This window comes from Ferriphaselus sp. R-1, from assembly GCF_000746095.1.
GTDB lineage: Bacteria > Pseudomonadota > Gammaproteobacteria > Burkholderiales > Gallionellaceae > Ferriphaselus.
This window is the reverse complement of sequence record NZ_JQKP01000002.1, coordinates 77,276-102,664: the sequence shown is the minus strand read 5'-3', so window position 1 is coordinate 102,664 and position 25,389 is coordinate 77,276. Positions and strand designations below refer to the sequence as shown.

At 63.9% G+C, this 25,389-nt stretch carries 21 protein-coding genes; 12 read left to right on the top strand and 9 right to left on the bottom strand.

Features of this window, described 5'->3' with window-relative positions:
* Positions 1–37: 37 nt before the first annotated feature.
* The 8 genes from gltB to DM08_RS02885 all read left to right on the top strand — a co-directional run bounded on the left by gltB (position 38) and on the right by DM08_RS02885 (position 13,737).
* Positions 38–4,699 carry a glutamate synthase large subunit gene (gltB, locus tag DM08_RS02920; protein ID WP_081908743.1) on the top strand — a complete coding sequence of 1,554 codons (4,662 nt, stop codon included), beginning with the start codon at positions 38–40 and terminating at the stop codon, positions 4,697–4,699.
* Entirely contained in the window at positions 4,699–6,162 is a 1,464-nt protein-coding gene (locus DM08_RS02915) for a glutamate synthase subunit beta (RefSeq protein ID WP_035383142.1), read from the top strand. The genes gltB and DM08_RS02915 overlap by 1 nt, the downstream gene beginning before the upstream one ends.
* Before the next feature lie 54 nt (positions 6,163–6,216).
* Positions 6,217–7,281, top strand: a complete 1,065-nt coding sequence (gene hemE, locus DM08_RS02910; protein ID WP_035383141.1) for a uroporphyrinogen decarboxylase — start codon at positions 6,217–6,219, stop codon at positions 7,279–7,281.
* 294 nt (positions 7,282–7,575) lie between these two features.
* Positions 7,576–9,747, top strand: coding sequence for a primosomal protein N' (locus DM08_RS02905; RefSeq protein WP_035383140.1), 2,172 nt, complete (start codon positions 7,576–7,578; stop codon positions 9,745–9,747).
* 117 nt (positions 9,748–9,864) lie between these two features.
* Entirely contained in the window at positions 9,865–10,377 is a 513-nt protein-coding gene (gene petA, locus DM08_RS02900) for a ubiquinol-cytochrome c reductase iron-sulfur subunit (RefSeq protein WP_035383139.1), read from the top strand.
* 8 nt (positions 10,378–10,385) lie between these two features.
* Positions 10,386–11,609: a cytochrome b gene (locus DM08_RS02895; RefSeq protein ID WP_035383138.1), complete on the top strand. Its 1,224-nt coding sequence runs from the start codon at positions 10,386–10,388 to the stop codon at positions 11,607–11,609.
* Entirely contained in the window at positions 11,606–12,280 is a 675-nt protein-coding gene (locus tag DM08_RS02890; protein ID WP_237560202.1) for a cytochrome c1, read from the top strand. The genes DM08_RS02895 and DM08_RS02890 overlap by 4 nt, the downstream gene beginning before the upstream one ends.
* Before the next feature lie 50 nt (positions 12,281–12,330).
* Positions 12,331–13,737, top strand: a complete 1,407-nt coding sequence (locus DM08_RS02885) for an FAD-binding oxidoreductase (RefSeq protein WP_035383137.1) — start codon at positions 12,331–12,333, stop codon at positions 13,735–13,737.
* Positions 13,738–13,788: 51 nt separating this feature from the next.
* Here DM08_RS02885 and DM08_RS02880 read toward each other — a convergent pair whose 3' ends face one another.
* Positions 13,789–13,998 carry a SlyX family protein gene (locus DM08_RS02880; protein ID WP_035383136.1) on the bottom strand — a complete coding sequence of 70 codons (210 nt, stop codon included), beginning with the start codon at positions 13,996–13,998 and terminating at the stop codon, positions 13,789–13,791.
* A 93-nt stretch (positions 13,999–14,091) separates the two neighbouring features.
* On the opposite strand from DM08_RS02880, the gene DM08_RS02875 reads away from it, so the two are divergent.
* Positions 14,092–14,640: an L-threonylcarbamoyladenylate synthase type 1 TsaC gene (locus DM08_RS02875; protein ID WP_237560201.1), complete on the top strand. Its 549-nt coding sequence runs from the start codon at positions 14,092–14,094 to the stop codon at positions 14,638–14,640.
* A gap of 49 nt (positions 14,641–14,689) precedes the next feature.
* Positions 14,690–15,604, top strand: a complete 915-nt coding sequence (gene hemF, locus DM08_RS02870) for an oxygen-dependent coproporphyrinogen oxidase (RefSeq protein ID WP_035383135.1) — start codon at positions 14,690–14,692, stop codon at positions 15,602–15,604.
* On the opposite strand, the gene DM08_RS02865 is transcribed toward hemF, so the two are convergent.
* Together DM08_RS02865 and DM08_RS02860 are read right to left on the bottom strand one after the other, a co-directional pair.
* Positions 15,582–16,808 carry a TIGR03862 family flavoprotein gene (locus DM08_RS02865; protein ID WP_035383134.1) on the bottom strand — a complete coding sequence of 409 codons (1,227 nt, stop codon included), beginning with the start codon at positions 16,806–16,808 and terminating at the stop codon, positions 15,582–15,584. The genes hemF and DM08_RS02865 overlap by 23 nt on opposite strands.
* A gap of 14 nt (positions 16,809–16,822) precedes the next feature.
* The gene (locus DM08_RS02860; RefSeq protein ID WP_035383133.1) at positions 16,823–18,097 is read right to left on the bottom strand and encodes a class I SAM-dependent methyltransferase; all 1,275 of its coding nucleotides are present in this window, start codon (positions 18,095–18,097) and stop codon (positions 16,823–16,825) included.
* Between the two features lie 55 nt (positions 18,098–18,152).
* Here DM08_RS02860 and DM08_RS02855 point away from each other — a divergent pair, with 55 nt between their 5' ends.
* Together DM08_RS02855 and ttcA are read left to right on the top strand one after the other, a co-directional pair.
* Complete coding sequence (locus tag DM08_RS02855; protein ID WP_035383132.1) at positions 18,153–18,893, top strand: pteridine reductase; 741 nt, start codon at positions 18,153–18,155, stop codon at positions 18,891–18,893.
* Positions 18,894–19,051: 158 nt separating this feature from the next.
* On the top strand, positions 19,052–19,900 hold the full coding sequence (ttcA, locus tag DM08_RS02850) for a tRNA 2-thiocytidine(32) synthetase TtcA (protein WP_051937755.1): 849 nt from the start codon (positions 19,052–19,054) through the stop codon (positions 19,898–19,900).
* 7 nt (positions 19,901–19,907) lie between these two features.
* Here the strand turns inward: ttcA and DM08_RS02845 are convergent, their stop codons facing one another.
* Genes DM08_RS02845 through DM08_RS02820 form a run of 6 tightly spaced genes read right to left on the bottom strand, consistent with a single transcriptional unit; the run spans position 19,908 to position 25,271 of the window.
* Positions 19,908–20,357, bottom strand: a complete 450-nt coding sequence (locus DM08_RS02845; protein ID WP_035383131.1) for a NanQ anomerase/TabA/YiaL family protein — start codon at positions 20,355–20,357, stop codon at positions 19,908–19,910.
* Positions 20,354–21,019: a hypothetical protein gene (locus DM08_RS02840; protein WP_152555763.1), complete on the bottom strand. Its 666-nt coding sequence runs from the start codon at positions 21,017–21,019 to the stop codon at positions 20,354–20,356. Before DM08_RS02840 ends, DM08_RS02845 begins: the two co-directional genes overlap by 4 nt.
* A complete protein-coding gene (locus tag DM08_RS02835) occupies positions 21,016–21,735 on the bottom strand; it encodes a type III pantothenate kinase (RefSeq protein ID WP_035383129.1) in 720 nt (239 codons plus the stop codon). Before DM08_RS02835 ends, DM08_RS02840 begins: the two co-directional genes overlap by 4 nt.
* On the bottom strand, positions 21,732–22,715 hold the full coding sequence (locus tag DM08_RS02830) for a biotin--[acetyl-CoA-carboxylase] ligase (RefSeq protein WP_035383128.1): 984 nt from the start codon (positions 22,713–22,715) through the stop codon (positions 21,732–21,734). The genes DM08_RS02835 and DM08_RS02830 overlap by 4 nt, the downstream gene beginning before the upstream one ends.
* 18 nt (positions 22,716–22,733) lie before the next feature.
* Positions 22,734–22,991: a hypothetical protein gene (locus DM08_RS02825; protein WP_035383127.1), complete on the bottom strand. Its 258-nt coding sequence runs from the start codon at positions 22,989–22,991 to the stop codon at positions 22,734–22,736.
* 9 nt (positions 22,992–23,000) lie between these two features.
* Entirely contained in the window at positions 23,001–25,271 is a 2,271-nt protein-coding gene (locus tag DM08_RS02820; protein WP_035383126.1) for an NADP-dependent malic enzyme, read from the bottom strand.
* Between the last annotated feature and the right edge of the window lie 118 nt (positions 25,272–25,389).

Genomic DNA, 25,389 nt, shown 5'->3' with positions numbered 1-25,389 from the left:
GCCGATTTGTGTAGGCTGAATTTGATTAAGGAATAGCGTGAACCATCCTTCGTTGCCGGTACAGCAGGGGCTGTACGATCCGCGCCAAGAGCGCGATGCGTGTGGTGTGGGCTTCGTGGCCCACATCAAAGGACAAAAGAGCCATGACCGCGTACGCGAAGGCTTGCAGATTCTGGAGAATCTGGTGCACCGGGGGGCAGTGGGTGCCGACCCGTTGGCCGGTGACGGTGCGGGCATTCTGCTGCAACTGCCGGATGCCTTCTTCCGTGCGGTCTCCGGCTGTGAGCTGCGCCCGGCGGGCGAATACGGCGTGGGTATGCTGTTCCTGCCGCGTGATGCTGCCGCGCGCGAAGCCTGCGAAAAAGTGATCGCTGCCAAGATCGCCGCCGAAGGCCAGACCCTGCTGGGCTGGCGCGACGTGCCGGTGAACAGCGCCATTCTGGGCGAGAGCGTCAAGCTGGTGGAGCCGACCGTGCGTCAGGTGTTCATCGGTCGCGGGGTGAACTGCCCCAGCCAGGATTGCTTCGAGCGCAAGCTGTTCGTCATCCGCAAGACCGCCGAACACGCCATCCGCAACCTGCCTAACGGCCAGGGTTCCGGTTTCTACATCCCCTCGCTGTCCTCCCGCACCATCGTCTACAAGGGCATGTTGCTGGCGGATCAGGTCGGCACCTATTATCTCGACCTGCAGGATGTTCGCGTGGTCTCCGCGCTGGCGCTGGTACACCAGCGTTTCTCTACCAACACCTTCCCGACCTGGGATCTGGCCCACCCGTTCCGCATGATCGCCCACAACGGCGAGATCAACACCGTGCGCGGCAACGTCAACTGGATGACTGCGCGCCATGCTGCGATGTCGTCGCAGTTCCTCGGGGAGGACCTGGAAAAGCTGTGGCCGCTCATCGTCGAAGGTCAGTCCGACTCCGCCTGTTTCGACAATGCGCTGGAACTGCTGGTGGCCGGTGGTTACAGCCTGCCGCACGCCATGATGATGCTGGTCCCGGAAGCCTGGGCTGGTAATCCACTGATGGACGAGGAACGCCGCGCGTTCTACGAATACCATGCCGCGCTGATGGAGCCGTGGGACGGCCCCGCCGCCGTGGCCTTCACCGACGGCCAGATGATCGGTGCGACGCTGGACCGCAACGGCCTGCGCCCAGCCCGTTATTTAGTCACCGACGACGACGTGGTGCTGCTGGCATCCGAGATGGGCGTGCTGCCCATCCCGCAGAACAAGATCGTCAAAAAGTGGCGTTTGCAGCCGGGCAAGATGTTCCTGATCGACATGCAAGCCGGTCGCATCGTCAGCGACGACGAACTGAAGACCCAGCTCGCCACCGCCAAGCCTTATCGCCAGTGGATCGAGAAGTCGCGCTACTTCCTGGGTGACCTGCCTGAAGTCGCCGCCAACGCTGGACTGAGTGCCTCGTTGCTCGACACCCAGCAGGCCTTTGGTTATTCGCAGGAAGACCTGAAATTCATCCTGGCACCGATGGCCGCCGCTGGCGAAGAAGCCACCGGCTCGATGGGTAACGATGCCGCGCTGCCCGTGCTGTCCAACAAGAACAAGGTGCTGTACAGCTACTTCAAGCAACTGTTCGCCCAGGTGACCAACCCGCCGATCGACCCGATCCGCGAAGAGATCGTGATGTCGCTGACCTCGTTCATCGGCCCCAAGCCCAATCTGCTGGGCGTGGACGAGACCAATCCGGCGTTGCGTTTGGAAGTGCATCAGCCAGTGCTGACCAATGACGACTTGGCCAAGCTGCGCGACATCGCCAGCCTGACTGACGGCCAGTACCGTTCGCGTGTGCTGGACATCACCTATCCGGTCGCCCAGGGCGCTGCCGGGTGCGATGCTGCCATCACTGCACTGTGTGCTGCTGCCGACCAGGCCGTGGCCGAAGGCATCAACGTGCTGATCCTGTCCGACCGAGGCGTGACCGCCGCGCGCGTCGCCATCCCGGCGCTGCTGGCCACCGCCGGTGTGCACCACCATCTGGTGTGCGAAGGTCTGCGCACCAGCACTGGCCTGGTGGTAGACACCGGCTCTGCCCGCGAGACCCACCACTTTGCCCTGCTCGCCGGTTACGGCGCAGAAGCGGTCTGTCCGTGGCTGGCCTTCGAGACCATCGCCGACCTGAGCGCCGGTCTGCCGGGGCAGCTGTCGCCGTACGAGGCGGGCAAACGCTTCGTCAAGGCGATCAACAAGGGCCTGCTGAAAGTGATGTCCAAGATGGGCATCTCCACTTACCAGTCCTACTGTGGCGCGCAGATCTTCGAGGCCATCGGCCTGAACGCCGCCTTCGTCGAGCGCTACTTCACCGGCACTGCCACCCAGATCGAGGGTATCGGCCTGGCCGAGGTCGCGGAAGAAGCGGTGCGCACCCATCTGGGCGCGTTCGGCAACGACCCGGTGCTGGCCGGCATGCTGGATGCGGGCGGCGAATACGCCTTCCGCATCCGTGGCGAAGAGCACATGTGGACACCGGACTCCATCGCCAAGTTGCAGCACGCCACCCGTGCCAACAACTTCAACACCTACAAGGAATACGCCAAGCTGATCAACGATCAGGCGCACAAGCTGAAGACGCTGCGCGGCCTGTTCGAGATCAAGCCGCTGGGTGCCCCCGTGCCGCTGGAAGAAGTCGAATCCGCCAAGGATATCGTCAAGCGCTTCGCTACCGGCGCGATGTCCTTGGGCTCCATCTCCACCGAGGCGCATACCGTGCTGGCGCAGGCGATGAACCGCATCGGCGGCAAGTCCAACACCGGCGAAGGTGGCGAGGATGCCAACCGTTTCCGCAAGCTGAAGGCGGGCGAGACGCTGGCCGGGATCATCGGCAAGAACCGCATCGAAGCTGACCGCGTGATGGCCGAGGGCGATTCGTTGCGCTCCGCCATCAAGCAGGTCGCGTCCGGTCGCTTCGGTGTGACGGCGGAATATCTGTCGAACGCCGACCAGATCCAGATCAAGATGGCGCAGGGCGCGAAGCCCGGCGAAGGCGGCCAATTGCCTGGCGGCAAGGTGTCCGAGTACATCGGCAAGCTGCGTCACTCGGTGCCCGGTGTCGGTCTGATCTCGCCGCCCCCGCACCACGACATCTATTCCATCGAAGACCTGGCGCAGCTCATCCATGACCTGAAGAACGCCAATTCCTCGGCTTCGATCTCGGTCAAGCTGGTGTCCGAAGTGGGTGTCGGCACCGTGGCCGCAGGCGTTTCCAAAGCCAAGGCCGACCACATCGTGATCTCCGGCTACGACGGCGGCACCGGCGCAAGCCCACTGTCCTCGATCAAACACGCCGGTACGCCGTGGGAACTGGGGCTGGCCGAAGCGCAGCAGACACTGGTGCTGAACCAGTTGCGTGGCCGCATCGGCTTGCAAGTGGACGGCCAGTTGAAGACGGGCCGCGACGTGCTGATCGGCGCACTGCTGGGCGCGGACGAGTTCGGCTTCGCCACCGCTCCGCTGGTGGTGGAAGGCTGCATCATGATGCGCAAATGTCACCTCAACACCTGCCCGGTCGGCGTGGCTACTCAGGACCCGGCGCTGCGCAAGAAATTCACCGGCCAGCCCGAGCACGTGGTCAACTACTTCTTCTTCGTCGCTGAAGAAGTACGTGAGCTGATGGCGCAGATGGGCATCCGCAAATTCGAGGACCTGATCGGTCGCTCCGACCTGCTCGACGTGAAGCAGGGCATCGCCCACTGGAAATCGCAGGGCTTGGACTTCAGCAAGATATTCCATCAGCCCGACATGCCTGCCAGCGTGGCGCGCCGCCATGCCGAATCGCAGGATCACGGTCTGGACAAGGCGCTGGATAACCAGCTCATTGCCGAAGCCGCACCGGCGCTCGAATCCGGCAAATCCGTCGTGATCCGCAGCAGCATCGGCAGCGTGAACCGCAGTGCGGGCACCATGCTGTCGCACGAGGTCGCCAAACGCTACGGCAACACCGGCCTGCCCGACAACACCATTGTGGTGAAACTGAAGGGGACGGCTGGACAGAGCTTCGGCGCATTCCTGGCGAACGGCGTGACGCTCGACCTTGAAGGCGAAGGTAACGATTACGTCGGCAAGGGACTGTGCGGCGGTCGTATCGTGATTCGCCCCGCGCAAGATTGTTCCATCGTGCCGGAAGAAAACATCATCGTCGGCAATACCGTGCTGTACGGCGCAACGGGCGGCCAGTGTTACTTCAACGGCGTCGCGGGCGAACGCTTCGCGGTGCGTAACTCCGGCGCGATCACCGTGGTCGAAGGCGCCGGCGATCACGGCTGCGAATACATGACCGGCGGCATCGTCATTGTGCTGGGCCAGACCGGGCGCAACTTCGCGGCGGGTATGTCCGGCGGTGTGGCTTACGTGCTGGATGAGGATGGCAGCTTCGCCAAGCGCTGCAACCTGGCCATGGTCGAGCTGGAACCGGTTCCGGCGGAATCTGCCGCCAGCGAGACGGGTGAACTGGAAACCCATGGTCGTATCCACTTCAACCACCTCGGCAAGGCCGATGAGGCGGTGCTGCGCACCTACGTCGAAAAGCATCTCGGCTTCACCAACAGCACGCGCGCCAAGAAGATTCTGGACAACTGGGCTACGTATCTGCCCAAGTTCGTCAAGGTGATGCCAACCGAATATCGCCGCGCACTGCGTGAGATCGCGGCACAACAAGCCAAGCAAGTGGAGGCCGCATAATGGGCAAGCCAACCGGATTCATGGAATTCCAGCGCATCAACGAGGCGTATCTGCCAGTTGCTGACCGCCTGAAGAACTACGGCGAATTCGTCCAGACCCTGACGGACGAGCAGGCCAAGACTCAGGGCGCGCGCTGCATGGACTGCGGCATCCCGTTCTGCAACAACGGCTGCCCGATCAACAACATCATCCCGGATTGGAACGATCTGGTGTATCGCGGCCAATGGCAGGAAGCCCTGACTGTGCTGCATTCCACCAACAACTTCCCCGAGTTCACCGGTCGCATCTGCCCCGCCCCATGCGAGGCCGCTTGTACCCTGAACATCGATCAGGCTGCCGTGGGTATCAAGTCCATCGAGCACGCCATCATCGACAAGGCCTGGGAGAACGGCTGGGTCGTGCCGCAACCGGCAGTGACCAAGACCGGCAAGAAGGTCGCCGTGGTCGGTGGCGGTCCCGCAGGTTTGGCCGCCGCCCAGCAACTGGCGCGTGCCGGTCACGCCGTGACGGTGTTCGAGAAGAATTCCCGTGTCGGCGGCCTGCTGCGCTACGGCATCCCTGATTTCAAGTTCGAGAAGTCGCACATCGACCGCCGCATGGACCAGATGCGCGCCGAAGGCGTGGAATTCCGTACCGGCGTGTGGGTGGGCAAGGAGATGCCGGGCAAGGGCACGGCCAATGACGCCACCACCAGCGTCAGCCCGGACGAGTTGCTGAAGAGCTTCGATGCCGTGATCCTGACCGGCGGTTCCGAGACGCCGCGCGATCTGCCGGTGCCAGGCCGCGAATTGTCCGGCGTGCATTTCGCGCTGGAATTCCTCATCCCGCAGAACAAGGAAGTGGCCGGTGATGGCCGCAACCCGATCCACGCTGATGGCAAGCACGTCGTGGTGATCGGCGGTGGCGACACCGGCTCCGACTGCGTGGGCACCTCCAACCGCCACGGCGCTGCCGCCGTCACCCAATTCGAGGTGATGCCGCGTCCGCCCGAGCTGGAGAACGGCCCGCTGACCTGGCCCTACTGGCCGCTCAAGCTGCGCACATCCAGCTCGCACGACGAAGGTTGCGCACGCGACTGGTCGGTGACCACCAAGGAATTCATCGGCGAGAACGGCAAGTTGACCGGCCTGAAGGCCGCCCGCGTGGAGTGGAAGGACGGCAAGCTGAGCGAGATCGCCGGCAGCGAGTTCATCGTCAAGGCCGACCTGGTGTTTCTGGCGATGGGCTTCACCAACCCGGTGGCCAAGATGCTGGAAGCCTTTGGTGTGGACAAGGATGCGCGCGGCAACGCCAAGGCCAACACCGACGGCGCGGGCTGCTACCAGACCAACGTGCCCAAGGTGTTCGCCGCTGGCGACGTGCGCCGGGGCCAGTCGCTGGTGGTCTGGGCCATCCGCGAAGGCCGCCAGGCCGCCCGCGCGGTGGATGAGTTCCTGATGGGCAGCAGCGTACTGCCACGTTAAGATAATAATCACAACGCCCTTGCCGAGCAGGGGCGTTTTCTTTTGAGAGATGCCATGAACTTCAAGGTCAAGAACGACACCTTCCTGCGCGCGCTGCTGCGCCAGCCGACTGAGTACACCCCACTGTGGATGATGCGCCAGGCCGGTCGCTATCTGCCGGAATACTGCGCCACCCGCAAGCGTGCGGGCAGCTTCCTTAATCTGTGCAAGTCGCCCGACATGGCGACCGAAGTGACCTTGCAGCCGCTGGATCGCTTCCCGCTGGATGCCGCCATCCTGTTCTCCGACATTCTGACCGTGCCGGACGCGATGGGTCTGGGTCTGTATTTCGCCGAAGGCGAAGGCCCGAAGTTCGAGCGCCCGCTGAAGACCGAAGCCGAGATCAAGGCGCTGCGCGTGCCGGACATCGGCACTGAGCTGAAGTACGTCACCGATGCCGTGTCGCAGATCCGCAAGGCCCTGGATGGCCGCGTGCCGCTGATCGGTTTCTCCGGCAGTCCGTGGACGCTGGGTTGCTACATGGTGGAAGGCGGCGGCAGCGACGACTACGCCAAGGTCAAGAGCATGATGTACAAGGAACCGGCGCTGATGCACCACATCCTCGGCGTGACTGCCGAAGCCGTGACCCAGTACCTGAACGCGCAGATCGAAGCGGGCGCGCAAGCTGTGATGATCTTTGATTCCTGGGGCGGCACGCTGTCGCACTACGCTTATCACGAGTTCTCGCTGCCTTATATGCAGCGGATTGTCGATGGCCTGATCAAGGAAAAGGACGGCGTGAAGATTCCGTCCATCGTGTTCACCAAGGGCGGTGGCCTGTGGATCGAGAACATCGCCGACATCGGTTGCGATGCGGTCGGTCTGGACTGGACCATGGACATCGGCATCGCTCGCCAGAAGGTCGGCCACAAGGTCGCCCTGCAAGGCAACATCGATCCGGCGGTGCTGTTCTCCAACCCGCAGGCCATCGAACGCGAAGTGGAAAAGGTGCTGGCCAGCTACGGCTACGGCAGCGGCCACGTGTTCAATCTGGGCCACGGCATCTCGCAATTTACCGATCCGGAGAACGCGGCTGCCTTGGTGCGCGCGGTGCATGAACTGAGCCGGAAGTACCACTGAAAGGTGTAATTTTCCAGTCGGGTTGTACACATAGCTGTTTTTTCGCAAAGGCCGTTGGCAAAAACCAGCGGCCTTTGTTGTTGGTGTTAATAAGTCATTGATTCAAAATGGCTAGTGCTGTTAGTGCAAAAAATGAGCAGCCGCAAAAAAGTCTATACACCATTAGCAGTTAGGCATTCCATCCAACAACTTTCCACACAGTTATCCACAGGAATTGTGTGTAAGATAAAAACCTATCGTCAGACCATGGTGTTAGCCGGGTTTCATAGAAAATTTCGCAGGAAAATAGACTAAATGCTGATTGTCCGTGTGGCGCTGGATCTGCCACTGTCAAGGCTGTTCGACTACTCGCTGAGTACGGAAATGCACGCGGTCGTGGGACAGCGTGTGCTGGTTCCGTTCGGACGCAAACAGCTCATTGGCGTGGTCATGGAGATAGCCGAAACCTCGGAATTGGCGGACGAGCGCATCAAGCCGGTGGAGCGCGTACTGGAAGATGTCGCGCCATTGCCCGAAGAGATGCTCCGCCTGTTGCGCTTTTGCAGCGACTATTACCACTATCCCTTGGGGGCGACCGTGCTGTCGGCCTTGCCCGCTCGCTTGCGTGCGGACGAAGCTGTCGCGTTGAAGACTGCGCCGAACTATGCGCTCACGGCGGCGGGACAGAGGCTGGAATCCTCCAGCCTGCCCAAGCGGCAGAAGGTACAACTCCGCTTGCTGGACGAGCTGCGCCAGGGCGTGCGGTCACTGGCGCAGCTCCGCACCTTGGCGACCAGTGCACCGACGGCATTGCAGGCCCTCATCGACGCGGGCTGGGTGGAGCAGGTCGCCGATGTCCCGGTGGATCATCGCTTCGCGAGCCACCATAGTCTGACAGACGAGCAGCAAGCCGCCGTGGATGCCGTGACCGCCACTCAAGGTTACGGCTGTTTCCTGCTGCATGGCATCACCGGTAGCGGCAAGACCGAAGTCTATGTCCACCTGATGCACCACGCGCTGGCGCAGGGCAGGCAAGTGCTGCTGTTGGTGCCGGAGATCAACCTCACCCCACAGCTCGAAGGCTATTTCCGCAGCCGCTTCCCGGATGCAGCGCTGGTCAGCCTGCACAGCGGTCTGGGCGACGGCGAGCGCACCCAGAACTGGCTGCGCGCCCAGAACGGGCAGGCGCGCATCGTGCTGGGGACGCGGCTGTCGGTGTTCACGCCCTTGCCGGAACTGGGGCTGATCCTGGTGGACGAGGAACACGACAGTTCCTACAAACAACAGGATGGCCTGCGCTACTCCGCCCGCGACGTGGCCATCTTCCGCGCCCATCAACGCGCCATCCCCATCGTGCTCGGTTCGGCCACGCCCGCGCTGGAAAGCTGGCACAACGCGCAGAGCGGGCGCTACCGACTGCTGCGCCTGACCCAGCGCGCTGTGGCACAGGCCACGCTGCCCAGCCTGCGCCTGATCCATACCCAGCAGGTGCTGATGCAGGAAGGCTTGAGTCCGCAACTGGTGACGGCGCTGGAAGCACGTCTGCAGCGCGGCGAACAGAGCCTGCTGTTCATCAACCGGCGCGGCTACGCCCCGGTGCTGATGTGCACCGCCTGCGGCTGGCTCTCCGCCTGCCCGCATTGTGCGGGCAAGCTGGTGCTGCATCTGCCGGAGCGCCGCCTGCGCTGCCATCATTGCGGCCTGCAGCAGCGCGTGCCCCACGCCTGCCCGTCCTGCGGCAATCCCGACCTGCAACCCGTCGGAATCGGCACGCAGCGCGTGGAAGCGGTGCTGGCCGAGCGCTTTCCGCAGGCGCGCATCCTGCGCGTGGATAGAGACAGCACCCGTAACAAAGGCAGTTGGAGCGCTATGCGCCAGCAGATCGCGGATGACCGGATAGACATCCTGATCGGCACGCAGATGCTGGCCAAGGGCCACGACTTCCCCAAGCTGACGCTGGTCGGCGTGCTCAATCCCGACGATGCGCTGTACAGCAGCGACTTCCGCGCCTCGGAAAGGCTGTTCGCGCAACTGGCGCAGGTGGCCGGTCGCGCTGGCCGCGCCGACAAGCCCGGCGAAGTCATCATCCAGACGGCCTTTCCCGACCATCCCTTGTTCCAGGCCTTGCGCGAACACGATTACGTCAGCTGGGCCGGGACGCTGTTGGGCGAACGCCAGCAAGCCGCTTTCCCTCCGTACTGTTTCCAGGCCATGCTGCGGGCAGAAGGGCTGCAGGCCGACAGCGTGTTCGGCTTTCTGCATCAGGCCCGCAAGCTGGGCGCTGAACTCGCGCACGTGGTGGAGCTCTACGGCGTGGTACCCGCCGCACTGCCGCGCCGCGCCAACCATACGCGGGCACAATTGCTGGTCCAGGCGGATACGCGCGCCGCACTGCAGGCGTTCCTGCGGGCCTGGCTCCCCCTGCTGGAGACTTTGCCCGCCGCCAAACTCCGTTGGTCGCTCGATGTCGACCCATTGGAGTTTTGACCGCACATTTCGCTTATCCCTTTGGGTAGCGGTCACTACTCCATACTAGCGGTTGACTGTCATACTGCCGAAGCCTGAAACTATTAGAATAATCTAATATATCTAGGGAGGTTAGAAATGGCAGACAGCGACACCCTGAACAGCCCGACGCGGCGCGACTTTCTGGGCAAGTTCACCACGGCAGCGGGCGTGACCGGCGCTGCGGCGGCCTGCTGGCCCTTCGTCAGCAGCATGAATCCCAGTCAAGACGTGCTGGCGAAATCCATCACCGAAGTCGATCTTTCCAACATCCCTCCGGGCGGGATGCACACCGTGGCCTGGCAGGGCAAGCCGGTGTTTGTACTGCACCGTACCGAAGCCGAGATCCGCAAGGCGCAGTCCTCGCCCGGCGGACTGGCACCGGAAGAAGATGGACGCCGCGTCCAGAAGCCGGAATGGCTGGTCGTGGTCGGGGTCTGCACCCATCTGGGCTGCGTGCCTAACCACAACGAGGACGGCTGGTTGTGCGCCTGTCACGGCAGTATGTACGACACCAGCGGGCGCGTGGTGCGCGGGCCGGCACCGAAGAATCTCGAAGTTCCCGTCTATAGTTTTGAAGGCGAGAACAAGATCGTCATCGGCAAGGCCTAGGAGCGACCATGTTCAAGCAGACCATAGACTGGATCGACCAGCGCTTTCCCCTGACCAGCTTCGTCAAGCACGAGCTCACAGGCTACCCCACGCCGCGCAACCTCAGTTACTGGTGGAACTTCGGTTTCCTCGCCGGTTTCGTGCTGGTGTTGCAGCTGGCCACTGGCATCTTCCTCGCCATGCATTACAAGCCGGATGCGGCGCTGGCCTTTGATTCCGTCCAGCACATCATGCGCGACGTGAACTACGGCTGGCTGTTGCGCTATCTGCATTCCACCGGAGCCTCGGCTTTCTTCGTCGTGGTCTACATCCACATGGCGCGTACGCTGTACTACGGCTCTTACCGCAAACCGCGCGAACTGCTGTGGTGGACGGGGCAGATCCTGCTGCTGTTATTGATGGCGATCTCGTTCATGGGCTATCTGCTGCCCTGGGGCCAGATGTCCTACTGGGGCGCTGCCGTCATCACCAACCTGTTCCGCGCCACGCCCTTCATCGGTGACCAGCTCGTGGTCTGGCTGCGCGGCGACTACGGCGTGGGTGACGCGACGCTGACGCGCTTCTTTGCCTTGCACTACCTGTTCCCCTTCATCATCAGCGCCGCCGTGGTCATCCATCTGGTCGCCCTGCACTCGGTGAAGAGCAGCAACCCTTCCGGCATCAATCTGGCTGACAAGGACAACATCCCCTTCCATCCTTACTTCACCATCAAGGACATGTTCGGGCTGGGCGTCTATCTGATGGTGTTCTGCTGGTTCGTGTTCTTCGCGCCGAACGCCTTCATCGAAGCCGCCAACAACATCCCGGCCAACCCGATGCAGACACCCGCACACATCGTGCCGGAGTGGTACTTCCTGCCGTTCTACGCCATCCTGCGCGCCGTGCCCGACCTGATCGGCGGCGTGATCGCGATGGCGCTGTCGGTGCTGATCTTCGCTGCCATGCCGTATATGGACCGATCCCGCATCCCCGGCGGCGCACATTACCGTCCTTTCTACCGCATTCTGTTCTACCTGTTCGCGGTGGACATCCTGGTGCTGGGCTGGGTCGGCTCGCAGCCGGTGACCAACACCACGGTGATCGTGGGACAAGTTGCCACCTTCGTCTATTTCGCCGCCTTCCTCGCCCTGCCTTTCATCTCCAAGATCGAGGAGCGTTATCTGATGTCACGCAAGCTGCCGCCCGCACTCAAATCCCTGCTGGATGCGCAGGGTGAGAGGAGTGCCAAATGATCAGGATGTTACTAGCCACCTTTTCCGCCCTGCTGCTGGCATGGGCTCCCGGCGCGGCGCATGCCAATGAAGCCGTGCTGGACCACAGCCCGCTGCCGGAGGACAAGGCCGCGCTGGTGCGCGGTGCCGAGATCGTCGCCACCAACTGCAATGGCTGCCACGGCCTGAAATACCTGCGCTACCGCCATCTGCTCAATTTGGGCGTGAGCAAGGACAAGGTCGACGAGTGGCGCGGCAGTCAGTCTCTGGATGCCGTGCTGGCCTCGCAGATGTCGGACGAGGCCGCCAAGGAATCCTTCGGCGGAGTCGTCCCTCCCGACCTGAGTTTGATGGCCAGTGCGCGCGAAGGCGGCGGGCATTATCTGTACTCCTACCTGACGGCTTATCACAACACTCAGGATGGAGTGTTGGGCAACACAGTCTTCCCCGAAACGCGCATGCCGGACGTGCTGGGCATGGCTACCGCCACGGATGCCCAGCAAAAAGCAGGGATCCAGGCGCAGGCCAAGGATGTCAGCGCCTTCCTGATCTGGGCTGCCGACCCGCACGCCGCCGAGCGCAAGCATCTGGGCAGCTATGTGCTGGCCTACCTGGCCTTCATGACTGTGCTGCTCTACCTGTGGAAACGGCGCATCTGGGCGCGCATCGATCAGGAACCGCCGATCGAATAGCACAGGCGCGGTATCATGAGGCCCTCGAACAACTGAGTGCCCAGTGTGCCATGAGCCATGAACTGATCTCCCGACTGGCCGACATCGTCGGCCAGTCCCATGTGCTGACCGGCGCTGCCGCCGAACCCCATTGCCGTGACTGGCGCGGACGCTATGCCGGCGATGCGCTGGCCGTAGTGTTTCCCGCCGACACGCAACAAGTCAGCGCCGTGGTCGCGCTGTGCGCCAGCCTGCGTGTCGCCATCGTGCCGCAGGGCGGCAACACCAGCTTGTGCGGCGCTTCAGTGCCGCTGGCGGACGGCACGCCGCAACTGGTGCTGAATCTCTCGCGCCTGAACCGCATCCGCGACGTGGATGCCACCGACTACACCATGACCGTGGAAGCAGGTTGCAAGCTGGCTGCGCTGTACGAGGCGGCGGATCAGGCCGGGCGCTTGTTCCCGCTTGGGCTGACCGCCATTGCGCCGCACTGCGAGATCGGCGGCAACCTGTCCACCAACGCCGGCGGCATCGGCGTGCTGCGTTACGGCAACGCGCGCGATCTGGTGCTGGGGCTGGAAGTGGTGTTGCCGGATGGCCGCATCTGGAACGGCCTACGCCGTCTGCGCAAAGACAACACCGGCTACGACCTCAAACATCTGTTCATCGGTGCGGAAGGCACACTGGGTATCATCACCGCCGCCGTACTGAAACTGTTCCCGCGCCCGCAAGCCGTGGCGACCGCCTGCATCGCTGTGCGCGACCCGGCCACGGCGGTGGCGCTGCTGGCGCATCTGCGTGCAGCCTGCGGCGACAAGATCAGCGGTTTCGAGATCATCTCGCGCTCCTGCCTCGATCTGGTGTTCAAGAACATTCAGGACACGCACGAGCCGTTCGCCCGTCCGCACGAATGGATCGTCATCACCCAACTGTCGGATGTGCTGGCGACTCCGCTGGATACCGCCCTGCGCGCGGCGCTGCAAGCTTTCGGCGACGGTATCCTGGAGTCCAGCGTCACCGCCGACAAGCATCACGCTGAACGTTGGTGGAAATTGCGCAAGAACATCAGCGATGCGCAAAAGATCGAAGGTCTGAGCATCAAGCACGACATCTCCGTGCCGATCAGCCGCGTGGCGGAGTTTATCGCCCAGGCCAGCGCCGACCTGCGCGCCGCCTACCCCGGTATCCGCATCGTTGCCTTCGGCCACATCGGCGACGGCAACATCCACTACAACGCCTCCTTGTTCGACGCGGCGCAGAATGCGGCCTTCATCGCCCAGCATGAACCGGAAGTGAATCGCATCGTCTATGAGGTCGTCGCCAGACTCGACGGCAGCATCAGCGCCGAACACGGACTAGGACAGTTGAAGCGCGAGGAGATCACGCATTACAAGAGCGGGCTGGAGCTGGAGCTGATGCGCAACGTGAAGCAGGCGCTGGATCCGCGCGGTCTGATGAACCCCGGCAAGGTCATCTGACTCGTGGCCGGGTTCGTGCGGCCACGAACAGCGTGCGTATGGTGCGGGAGGTCAGTAATGCGGGGGGCGCTCGCTGGCAGGTGACTTGCCGTCACCGCCTGCTTCGGCCAGTGATCTGACCTGTCTGGCCAGCGCCTCGACGATGGCATCGAGCTGTTCCAGCCTTTGCTGTTGCTGGTAGCTCGTTTTGTTCAGCGCCTCGATCAAATCTTCCTGGTAGGTGAGCTTGGCTTCGAGGTCGGCGAGGCGTTCTTCGGTCATGCGGCGATTCCGGTTGGGTGGCTCGGACGGCATTGTAACGCGGGCGGCGCGGCGATTCCGGTATCATTGCGCGCAGTTTTTCAGGAGCTTTCTGTGGTGCATCCATCCCCGGCAGTGATTGCCCATCTCAAACGCGGCGGCCTCGTCGCCTATCCTACCGAGTCGTGCTACGGCTTCGGTTGCGATCCGCGCAACCGGGATGCGGTATTGCGGCTGCTGAAGCTGAAGGGCAGACCGCAGAGGAAAGGGTTGATCCTGATCGCCAGTGCGCCGCGCCAGTTGCGCCGCTATCTGCAGCCGCTGGATGCCGCCGCCGAGGCGAGACTGGTGAAGGATGGCGCGCAAGCGATCACTTACCTGATGCCGGTGAGGCCATCCTGTCCGCGCTGGCTACGCGGCGAGCACGACACGCTGGCGGTGCGGCTGACGGCGCATCCGGAGGCCAGGGAGTTGTGCCGTCGGGCAGGCATGGCTCTGGTCTCGACCAGCGCGAACCTCGGCGGGCGACGCGCCACTCGAAGCTACGCCGAGTGCCAACGCTTGTTCGGCGGGTCGGTTCAGGTGCTGCCGGGGCGCGTGGGCAGACGCCGGAAGCCTTCGACCATCCGTGCGTGGGTGGGTGGTAGAATCGTACGAAACTAGTCAACAACGTCATCCCGCACGGACGGGAATGACGACTCAAGGAGAGAACATGGATAGTGCCGCCGTAAAACAATACTTGCTCGAACTGCAAGAGCTCATCGTGGATAGGCTGGAGCAGGTGGACGGCAAGAAATTCCTGCGCGACAAGTGGACGCGGGCGACCGGCTCCGGCGGTATCGGCAAGGGAGAAGGCATCAGCTGCATCATCGAGGAAGGCAACGTACTGGAACGCGGCGGGGTGGCGTTCTCGCATGTGCAGGGCGACAAGATGCCCGCCTCGGCCACCGCGCACCGCCCCGAGTTGGCCGGATGCAGCTGGGAGGCGATGGGCGTGTCGCTGGTGATGCACCCGCGCAACCCGTATGCGCCAACCTCGCACGCCAACGTGCGCATGTTCATGGCGCACAAGCCGGACGGCGACAAGGTGTTCTGGTTCGGCGGCGGCATGGACCTCACGCCCTACTACGGCTTCGAGGAAGACGCGGTACATTTCCACCAGATCTGCAAGAACGCGCTCGATCCTTTCGGCGCGGAACTGCACCCCAAGTACAAGAAATGGTGCGACGAGTATTTCTACCTCAAGCACCGCAACGAGCAGCGCGGCGTGGGCGGCATCTTCTTCGATGATCTAAACGCGCCCGGTTTCGACACCAGTTTCGCTATCCAGCAAAGCGTGGGCGACCATTACCTGTCGGCCTATGTGCCGCTGCTGGAAAAGCGCAAAGACACACCCTACGGCGAACGCGAACGCGACTTCCAACTGTACCGTCGCGGGCGCTATGTGGAGTTCAACCTGGTCATCGACCGCGGCACTATCTTCGGCTTGCAATCCAATGGTCGCACCGAATCCATTCTGCTGTCCATGCCGCCGCTGGTGAAATGGCGCTACGACTGGCAGCCCGAAGTGGGCACGCCGGAAGCGGAGTTGTACGACACCTTCCTCAAACCGCGCGACTGGGTCTGAGCCAGTCCAAAGCGCCAGACCCAGCGGCTTTGCCGCTGGCGAAGCAGGCAGTGAGCAGATAGCCCCCGGTGGGGGCTTCCCAGTCCAGCATCTCGCCCGCGCAGAATACGCCGGGTAGCTCCTTTACCATCAAGTTTGCATCCAGCGCCTCGAAGCGCACGCCGCCTGCGCTGCTGATGGCTTCATCCAGCGGGCGCGGGGCGAGCAGTGGCAGTGGCAGGGCTTTGATGGCGGCGGCGAGGCGGGCAGGTGTGTTGAACTCCTCCGCCGTCAGGCATTCGCGCAGCAGCCCGGCTTTCACGCCTTTCAGACCCAAACGGCTTTGCAGGTGACTGGAGAGCGAGCGCGAGCCGCGCGGGTGGGCAACGGCGGCGGCAACTTTTTCTGCTGACCAATCCGGCAGTAAGTCCAGATGCAGCGTGGCGCGTCCGGTGTGCTCGATCTCGTCGCGTAGTGCGGTGGAAAGAGCGTAGATCAGTCCGCCTTCGATGCCGTGGGCATCGATCAGGCATTCGCCCAGACGGCGCGCGCCGCCGAAGCTGGCCGCCACTGATTTCAGCGGTTCTCCGGCAAAGCGGCTGCGGAAATGCTCGCTCCACGCCACCTCGAAGCCGCAGTTGGACGGGCGCAGCGGCGAGACTTCTACTCCACGCCCGGCCAGCAGCGGAGTCCACGCACCATCTGAACCAAGTTTCGCCCAACTGCCGCCGCCAAGCGCCAGTACCACTGCGTCGGCGCGCACCGTGTGTTCGCCTTCCGGCTCTGCGAAAAGCAAGCTGCCGTCGTCCGTCCAGCCCAGCCAGCGATGGCGCATGGCGAAGCGCACGCCGCTCTCGCGCAGCCGGTGCAGCCAGCCGCGTAGCAGCGGCGCGGCTTTCATCTCGGTGGGAAACACGCGGCCAGAACTGCCGACGAAGGTCTGCACGCCGAGGCCATGAATCCACGCACGCAGGTCTTCCGGTGGAAAGGCGCGCAGCAGCGGCTCGATCTCGGGCTGGCGCGCGCCGTAGCGGGTGACAAAAGCATCGAACGCCTCGGAGTGGGTGATGTTCATGCCACCCTTGCCCGCCATCAGGAATTTGCGCCCAGCGCTGGGCATGGCGTCAAACACCGTGACCTGCGCGCCGCCCTGCGCCAGCACTTCGGCGGCCATCAGCCCGGCGGGGCCTGCACCGATGACGGCGACGGTCCTGGTGGTGTCCATGGGGTGAGCGGGGTTCACAGCAGGCGCGACAGGTCACCCCGCCCGAAGCCTTGCAACGGGGCTTCCAGCGCGCGTCCCAGCGCGATGACCTTGAACAGCTCGCCCATCTCGGCGGGGCTGGTCAGCTTCTGGAGTTGGCCGGAGAGCGGTGCGTAGGCGCGCACGTCATCGGGCGAGATTTCGTTCAGCAGATCGGTGATGCCGCAGTTGATGAGGAAGAAGGCTTGCGAGGTGTAGCCGAGGAACTCCAGCCCGGCATCCACGCCCGCCTCGGCCACGGCGGTGAAATCGACGTGGGCGGTGATGTCCTGCAAGCCGGGCAGGAACAGCGCATCGTCGTGGGCGTAGTGGCGGTAATGGCACATCAGCGTGCCGCGATCGCGTTGCGGATGATAGAACTCGCGCGCGCCGAAACCATAGTCGATGAACAGCAGCGCACCTTGTTGCAGGCGCTGGCCGAGGCTGGTGATCAGGCCGTTGGCGGCGAGCGGAAGCTCGCTCAGATAATCGTCGGGAACCTGTATGCGCTGGGCGGCGGCGAGCAAGGCAGGGTCGGTGATGGGGCGCTCCCGCCAGCAGAGTTGGCCGGATTCGGTGAGAGAGATGCCGCGCTCCAGTAGCACTTGCCCCATCTCGCTTCGGGGGAGGGGAGGGGTGGGGGACTTTCGGTCAAGGCTTCCTGATTCTTGGTGAACTCCCTCACCCTCGCTCCCTCTCCCTGCGGGAGAGGGAAGGGTTGCTGCCTGCCAATGTACCAAGTGCACCGGCAGCGCATCCAGCACTTCGTTGCCGATGACGGCACCGCTGATCGTATCGGGTAGCGCATCCAGCCAGTGCACCCGGTCGGCGAGGTGCGGCAGACGTTCGGCGATCAGTTGCTGCTGGCGCTGGCGCAAGTCGGCACTGACTTCGAGGATGGAATAGCGCTCCGGCAAGGCTCCCAGCACTTCCAGCTCGCTCAGGATGTCCAGCGCCAGTTTGCCGCTGCCCGCGCCCAGTTCCAGGATGTGGGGCGAGCTGGCGTGCATGATCTGGACGAGTTGCCGCGCCAGGGTGCGGCCGAACAGGGACGACAGTTCCGGCGCGGTGATGAAGTCGCCCGCCACGCCGAATTTGCGCGCGCCCGCCGTGTAATAGCCCAGCCCCGGCGCGTACAGGGCCAGCTCCATGTAGCGCGAGAACGGCAGCCAGCCGCCATGGTTCTGAATCTCGGCGGCGATCAGGGCGACGAGTTTTGCGCTGTGGGCTTGGGCTTCTGGGCTGGGAACGGGGAGCGTGGCGGCGGACATGGTCAGGTATAATTCGAAACAGGGCGCAAGTTTAGCAGTTTGGGGGGCGGAGCAGATGCAAGGCAAGACGGTATTGGTGACGGGGGGGGCGAAACGCGTGGGCGCGGCGATCTGCCGCCGCTTGCACGCGGCGGGCGCGAACTTGGCCATCCATTACCGCGCGTCGGCAGCCGAGGCGGAGGCGCTGCGCGATGAGCTGAACGCCAGCCGTGCCGGTTCCGCGCTGTGCGTGCAGGCCGATCTGCTGGACAGCGCGGCCTTGCCGGGCTTGGTCGCGACGGCAGTGCAGCATTTCGGGCGGCTGGATGCGCTGGTGAACAACGCTTCCAGTTTCTATGCGGCTTCGCTGGCCGAGACCGGCGAAGCGCACTGGCACGACCTGGTTGGCACCAATCTGAAAGCGCCGTTGTTCCTGGCGCAAGCGGCAGCTGCGGAACTGCGTCGCCAGCACGGGGCCATCGTCAACATCGTGGACATCCACGCCGAACGCCCGATGCACGGCCACCTGCTGTACAGCGTAGCCAAGGCTGGGCTGGTGGCGCTGACCAAGGGGCTGGCGCAGGAACTGGCACCGCAGGTGCGGGTCAACGCGGTCGCGCCGGGGGTGATCCTGTGGCCGGAAGAGGGCGGCTGGGACGACGAGGAAACGCGCCGCAAGATCGTCGCGCACACCCTGCTCAAACGCGAAGGCACGCCCGACGACATCGCCCGCACCGTGCGCTTTCTCATCGCCGACGCGCCCTACATCACCGGACAGGTGATCGCGGTGGACGGCGGACGCAGCGTGAACTTATGAGCCCGTCATTCCGGAGTAGGCCGGAATCCAGCCCGGACAACTACTCCGCGTAGCGGACAAAATCAGCGTTGCCCCGCTGCGCCGGTGTTTTTCTGATTTGCTGGGCTCCCGCCTACGCCGGAATGACGATCCAATACTAAGCAGAACGATTGAACATAATGACCGACACCATCCAGACCATCCATTTCGAGCCCCGCTCCACCAATTTCAACCGTCTCAAGGGCAGGCTGGAACATCAGGTGGGCAAGGCCATCGCCGATTTCAACATGATCGAAGAGGGCGACACCGTGATGGTGTGCCTGTCCGGCGGCAAGGATTCCTACACTTTGCTGGACATCCTGCTGACGCTGCAAAAGCGCGCGCCCATAGCCTTCAAGGTGGTGGCGATGAACCTCGACCAGAAGCAGCCTGGCTTCCCCGCTGACGTGCTGCCGAACTATCTGAAGACGGTCGGCGTGCCGTTCCACATCGAGACGCAGGACACTTATTCCATCGTCAAGGAGAAGATCCCGGAGGGCAAGACCACCTGCTCGCTGTGCTCGCGCCTGCGGCGCGGCATCATCTACAAGGTGGCGGGCGAGCTGGGGGCGAACAAGATTGCGCTGGGCCACCATCGCGACGACATGGTGGAGACGCTGTTCCTGAATATGTTCTTCGGCGGCAAGCTCAAGGCCATGCCGCCCAAGCTGGTCACCGACAAGGGCGACCACATCGTCATCCGTCCGCTGGCTTATTGCGCCGAAAAGGACATCGCCCGCTACGCCCGCAGCATGGAGTTCCCCATCATCCCGTGCAATCTGTGCGGCTCGCAGGAGAACCTGCAACGGCAGAACATCAAGGAGCTGCTGAACAACTGGGAACGCGAGTATCCGGGCCGCACCCAGACCATCTTCACCGCCATGCAGAACGTGAAGCCTTCCCACCTGCTCGATAGCGGCCTGTTCGACTTCAAGTCGCTGCAACTGGGTGATACGGTGGATGAAGGCGATGTCGCCTTCGACGACTAGCCGCCCGCTAGACCGCTTCGACTTTCAGTATCACTTTGCGGATCGCGCCCTCGCTCACCAGCGGGGCGTGCGCGTCTTCGGGGAAGAAGATGCAGAACGCGCCGGGCGGAGTGCCGATCCAACTGGCGGGCGCATCGCGGAAAAACTGGATGTCGCGCTCCGCGCTGTAGTCGCAGGTCGGCTGCTGGCACTCGCTCACTGGCCGCCAGCCCATCTCGTCGTGACCACTCAAGACGAACTGGATGTCGATGTAACGGCGATGCCGTTCCAGCGGCGCGTTCTCGCGACTGCGTCCCTGAGCGCCCTCGACGATGGCGATCAGTCGCTCGCCTTGCAACGGGTAGCGCCCGTTCTCGATCTGGATGAAATCGGTGAAACGCAGGTAGTCAAAGGCCTCCGCGAACAGGGGATGGAGCGCGGCGTAGCGGTCGGCGTTGCAGAGTTTGTCGAAGATCATGGTTTCGGGCTTTCGGTGGGGGCGGGGCAGGTCACGGACTGCAACTGACTGGCGGGGAAGCGTGCCTTGAGCTTGCTGGACTCGGCTTCGGTCAGCTCCCGCACGGTGAAAGCGGCGTAGGTGTTGCGGGTCAGGTACGGCTCCAGCTTGGCATCGCTGATGCCTTTGGCTTGCAGGCGGGCCAGCAGCTTTTCGCCACCTTCGCGCTGCTTGAAGGCACCCAGCGAGATCGCTCCCTGCAAGGGGCCGACCTCCTTGACGGGATAGAAGTCGTTGATGCCGGACATCTTCAGTTCGGCGGAGCGCTTGAGCAGCATGGTCGGGGAGGATAGTGGCGGGATGAACACCCAGAAACCATGGGCGCGCTCGATGAAATGCTTGCTCCAGCGCTCGGACGGCATACTGGCGGCCAGCAGTTTCTCGGCGCGCGCCAGTTCGGTGCCGGAGAACTCGCCCCAGTCCTGACACTTGGCCACGGGGACTGCGGTGTCGGAGGCGGGAGCTGGTGGCTCCACAGTCGCCGCCCTTGGCAGTCGCACCAGCTCGGGATGGTATTCGGGGCGCACCTGCGGGTCGATCTCAGGCGACGCGGCGCCCAGTTGCGTGATGGCGAACAGCACCAGATTACTTGCCAGCAATAGCCAGAATCCCAGTTTCATCATGTTCCGCTCTCTTCGGCGATGAGTTGCAAACCGTGCAGCACCAGATGATCCAGATGCGCCAGCGGCAGTTCCTCCAGGTAAGGTTCGATCAGGTCTGCCGCGCCGCCACTGAGCAGGCAGGGTGCATCGGGCTGGGCGAGCAGGGTGTACTGGCGCAGGATGGCGCCCACGGTGGCGGCGATCGCGCCGCTGAAGATTGCGTCTGCCGTGGCGCGCGGGAAGTCGCTCACCGCGCCGTCGCCGGCACGCAACTGCGCGGTTCCGGTCAGCAGGCTATGTTGCATAAGGGCGATGCCAGGCAGGATCAGACCGCCGAGGAACTCGCCCTGCTCCGACAGCGCATCCACCGTGGTCGCGGTGCCGCAATTCACCACCAGACAGGCGCGCCGCTCGATGTGCCAGGCGGCGACCAGCGCGGCCCAGCGGTCGCTGCCCAGTCTTTCCGGTTCTGTGTAGCCGTTGCTCACTCCGCATTGCCGGGCCGGGCTGCGGATGAGTTCCGGCGTGACACCCCAGTCCGCACAGGCCTGTTGCAGGACTTGCGCCACGTCGTGCCCCGCCACGTTGGAGATGACGACCCGGCGCGGCGCGCCCAACTTGGCCAGTGCGGCGGCGAGCCCGGCATGGTCGCACGCGCCCGTGCCCATCCAGCGCCCGTGGCCCAGTTCGGCCCACTTCGTCCGGGAGTTGCCCGCATCGATCAGCAGCGTACTCATGGCATGCGCAGGCTGATTTCGCCCGAGTTGAACAAACGTTCGCCGTGTTCGGTTGCCAGGCGCAAGGAGCCGTCCTCGGCGACACCGCGTGCGATGCCGGTGAGCGTCGAGCCGTCCGGCAACAGCAGGCGCACCGGGCGGTGCTGGGCGATATGTTCTGCTTCCCAGGCGGCGCGCAGTGGCGCGAAGCCGTGGGCGGCGAAGGTCTCCAGTACTGCCGCCAACTCGCGCAGGATCGCTGCCAGCAGCTGGTTGCGTTCCGGCAGCTCGGCCAGCTGTGCCAGGTTGCAGGCGGGTTGATCGAGCTGGCGCGACACTGCGTCCGGCAAGTCCAGGTTCAGGCCGACACCGATCACCACGGCGCTCGGCCCGAGCATGTCACCCTGCGCCTCGATCAGGATCCCGGCCAGCTTGCCGCCGTCCTTGCCCAGCACGTCATTGGGCCATTTCAGCCCGGTGCCGGCGATGCCGAAGCTGTGCAGCGCCCGCGTGATCGCCAGCCCGGCGGCCAGGCTCAGGCCGGAAAGCGCCGACAGGCCGCGCTCGAAACGCCACAACAGCGAGAAGGTCAGGGATCGTCCCAGCGCGGCGTGCCAGGTGCGGCCACGTCGGCCACGTCCGGCACTTTGCCATTCGACCGCGAGTACGCTGCCGCTGGGTGCGCCGAGGGCGGCGCGTTGCAGCAACACGGCATTGCTGGATCTGGCCTCGTCCAGCACCTCGATGGAGAATGTGCCGGCGGCCGCACCCAATCCGGCCCGGAGTGCGGCCACGTCCAGCCACTGGGGTGACTGCGGGATGCGATAGCCGCGCCCGCGCACGCGGTACAGGCTCAGGCCGAACTGCTCGACTTCGCGCAGGGCGTTGTGGATGCTGGCGCGGGACAGCCCGAACTCCGCCGCCAGCGTCTGGCCGGAATGGAACTCGCCATCGGCCAGGCGGCGCAACAGGGCGAACGCGAGAGGCTTGGGCGCGGACATGGGGCGGGCGGCAGGCGCTTACAGGTCGCCGATGGGGACGGCGGCGTGCACGCTGTCCAGCGCGTCCTTCAGCGTCTCTTCCGGCAGATTGTTGACCAGGGTGGACAGCATCTCGGCGGCTTCCGCCGCTTCGCTGGGCAGGTCGCGCCCGTCGGTGTTGGCGACGAACACGGCGGCGGCCCCGACTACCTTGAGCAGGCTGGCGCGTTCCTGCATCAGCATTTCGACTTCCTCGCGCAGCATGGCGATCTCTTGTTGGTTCAACTGGTGCGGCATGATGTTCTCCTAATGTGTCTCGACGCTGGCGACGGCCAGCGCACTCATGTTGACGATACGGCGTACGGTTGCGGACGAGGTAAGTACGTGGACCGACTTGTCCGTGCCCAGCAGGATGGGGCCGATGGCGATGCCGTCACCGGCCACCATCTTGAGCAGGTTGTAAGCGATGTTGGCGGCATCCAGGTTGGGCATGACGAGCAGGTTGGCCTCGCCCTTGAGGCGCGAGCCTGGCAGCAGTTGCAGGCGGATGGACTCGGACAGGGCGGCATCGCCGTGCATCTCGCCGTCCACTTCCAGCTCGGGCGCGCGTTCGGCCAGCAACTCGCGGGCTGCCGCCATCTTGCGTGCCGAGGCATCGTCGAAACTGCCGAAGTTCGAGTGCGACAGCAGCGCCACCTTGGGCGCGATGCCGAAGCGGCGGAGCTGTGCCGCCGCCAGCAAGGTCATCTCGGCGATCTCTGCCGCCGTCGGGTCGAGGTTGATGTGGGTGTCGCAGATGAACAGGGCGCGCTCGGGCAGCAGCAGGATGTTCATCGCGGCGTAGATGCTGGCTTCCGGTGCCAGACCGATGACCGCGCGCACGGTGGGCAGATGGTCCAGCGGCTGGCCAACCGTGCCACACAACATCGCATCCGCCGAACCTTGGCGCACCAGCATGGCGGCGATCAGCGTGGTGTTGTGGCGCATGGCGTATTTCGCTGCATCCACCGTGATGCCCTTGCGCTGCATCAGGCGGTGATATTCCGTCCAGTATTCGCGGAAGCGCGAGTCGTTCTCCGGGTCGACCAGCTCGAAATGTTCGCCCGCACGGATGCGCAGACCCAGTTTCTGGATGCGCATGTCCACCACGGCGGGGCGACCGATCAGGATGGGGCGGGCCAGTCCCTCGTCGACCACGGTCTGCGCCGCGTGCAGCACGCGCGCATCTTCGCCTTCCGCGTACACCAGTCGTTTCGGTGTGCGCTTGGCGGCATCGAACACCGGCTTCATCAGCATGCCGGACTGGTACAGGAAATAGGAGAGCTGCTCGCGGTAAGCCGCCATGTCGGTGATGGGCCGTTCGGCCACACCGCTGTCCATCGCGGCCTGCGCCACGGCGGGGGCGATGCGGGTGATCAGGCGCGGGTCGAAGGGTTTGGGGATCAGGTAGTCGGCCCCGAAGGTGAGCGTCTCCTCGCCATACACGGCGGCCACGGCGTCGGACTGTTCAGCCTCGGCCAGTTCGGCGATGGCATGCACGGCGGCCAGCTTCATCGCTTCGTTGATGGTGGATGCGCCCACGTCGAGCGCGCCCCGGAAGATGTAAGGGAAGCACAGCGCGTTGTTGACCTGGTTCGGGTAGTCCGAACGTCCGGTCGCCAGGATCGCATCAGGACGAACCGCGCGTGCGACATCCGGCAAGATTTCAGGGTGCGGATTCGCCAGCGCGAAGATCAAAGGGCGATCCGCCATCTGGACGACCATCTCTGGCTTCAACACGCCACCGGCAGACAGGCCGAGGAACACGTCCGCCCCGGCGATGACCTCGCCCAGCGTGCGGGCGGTGGTGTCGATGGCATAGCGCGCCTTGTTGTCGTCCATCTCCTCGGTGCGCCCCCGGTAGACCACGCCCTTAATGTCGGTGACAGTGATGTTCTCCATCCGCACGCCCAGCGCCACCAGCATGTCCAGGCAGGCCAGTGCCGCTGCGCCCGCGCCGCTGACCACCAGCTTGATGCGGGCGATGTCCTTGCCGACCGCCTTGAGGCCGTTGAGCAGGGCCGCGCCGACGATGATGGCAGTGCCGTGCTGGTCGTCGTGGAACACCGGGATCTTCATGCGCTCGCGCAGCTTGCGCTCGATGTAGAAACACTCCGGGGCCTTGATGTCTTCCAGATTGATGCCGCCGAAGGTGGGTTCCAGTGCGGCGATGATGTCCACCAGCTTGTCCGGGTCGTGCTCGGCCACCTCGATGTCGAACACGTCGATGCCAGCGAACTTCTTGAACAGCACGCCCTTGCCTTCCATCACCGGTTTGGAAGCCAGCGGGCCGATGTTGCCCAGGCCCAACACGGCCGTGCCGTTGGAGATGACCGCGACCAGATTGCCGCGCGCAGTCAGCGTGCGGGCCTCACCGGGATCGCGCACGATCTCCTCGCAAGCGGCGGCTACGCCGGGCGAGTAGGCCAGCGCCAGATCGCGCTGGGTCAGCATCGGCTTGCTCGGGGTGACGGTGATCTTGCCCGCCGGGGTCTGGCGATGGTATTGCAATGCGGCTAGTCGCAGTTGCTCGTCCATGGTGCTCTCGGTCAACGTAATCGTCCGATTATACCCGAGCACCTGCGTGTGCCAGCTATCGCCTGCGAAGTGCCGCCAGGGGAGCGCGGAGGGCTTTGCTATAATCGCGCCATTGAAT

Coding starts and splice junctions, on each gene's coding strand:
- DM08_RS02915 (WP_035383142.1), top strand. CDS start 4,699: ATGGGCAAGCCAACCGGATTCATGGAATTCCAGCGCATCAACGAGGCG.
- hemE (WP_035383141.1), top strand. CDS start 6,217: ATGAACTTCAAGGTCAAGAACGACACCTTCCTGCGCGCGCTGCTGCGC.
- DM08_RS02905 (WP_035383140.1), top strand. CDS start 7,576: ATGCTGATTGTCCGTGTGGCGCTGGATCTGCCACTGTCAAGGCTGTTC.
- petA (WP_035383139.1), top strand. CDS start 9,865: ATGGCAGACAGCGACACCCTGAACAGCCCGACGCGGCGCGACTTTCTG.
- DM08_RS02895 (WP_035383138.1), top strand. CDS start 10,386: ATGTTCAAGCAGACCATAGACTGGATCGACCAGCGCTTTCCCCTGACC.
- DM08_RS02890 (WP_237560202.1), top strand. CDS start 11,606: ATGATCAGGATGTTACTAGCCACCTTTTCCGCCCTGCTGCTGGCATGG.
- DM08_RS02885 (WP_035383137.1), top strand. CDS start 12,331: ATGAGCCATGAACTGATCTCCCGACTGGCCGACATCGTCGGCCAGTCC.
- DM08_RS02880 (WP_035383136.1), bottom strand. CDS start 13,998: ATGACCGAAGAACGCCTCGCCGACCTCGAAGCCAAGCTCACCTACCAG.
- hemF (WP_035383135.1), top strand. CDS start 14,690: ATGGATAGTGCCGCCGTAAAACAATACTTGCTCGAACTGCAAGAGCTC.
- DM08_RS02865 (WP_035383134.1), bottom strand. CDS start 16,808: ATGGACACCACCAGGACCGTCGCCGTCATCGGTGCAGGCCCCGCCGGG.
- DM08_RS02860 (WP_035383133.1), bottom strand. CDS start 18,097: ATGTCCGCCGCCACGCTCCCCGTTCCCAGCCCAGAAGCCCAAGCCCAC.
- DM08_RS02855 (WP_035383132.1), top strand. CDS start 18,153: ATGCAAGGCAAGACGGTATTGGTGACGGGGGGGGCGAAACGCGTGGGC.
- ttcA (WP_051937755.1), top strand. CDS start 19,052: ATGACCGACACCATCCAGACCATCCATTTCGAGCCCCGCTCCACCAAT.
- DM08_RS02845 (WP_035383131.1), bottom strand. CDS start 20,357: ATGATCTTCGACAAACTCTGCAACGCCGACCGCTACGCCGCGCTCCAT.
- DM08_RS02840 (WP_152555763.1), bottom strand. CDS start 21,019: ATGATGAAACTGGGATTCTGGCTATTGCTGGCAAGTAATCTGGTGCTG.
- DM08_RS02835 (WP_035383129.1), bottom strand. CDS start 21,735: ATGAGTACGCTGCTGATCGATGCGGGCAACTCCCGGACGAAGTGGGCC.
- DM08_RS02830 (WP_035383128.1), bottom strand. CDS start 22,715: ATGTCCGCGCCCAAGCCTCTCGCGTTCGCCCTGTTGCGCCGCCTGGCC.
- DM08_RS02825 (WP_035383127.1), bottom strand. CDS start 22,991: ATGCCGCACCAGTTGAACCAACAAGAGATCGCCATGCTGCGCGAGGAA.
- DM08_RS02820 (WP_035383126.1), bottom strand. CDS start 25,271: ATGGACGAGCAACTGCGACTAGCCGCATTGCAATACCATCGCCAGACC.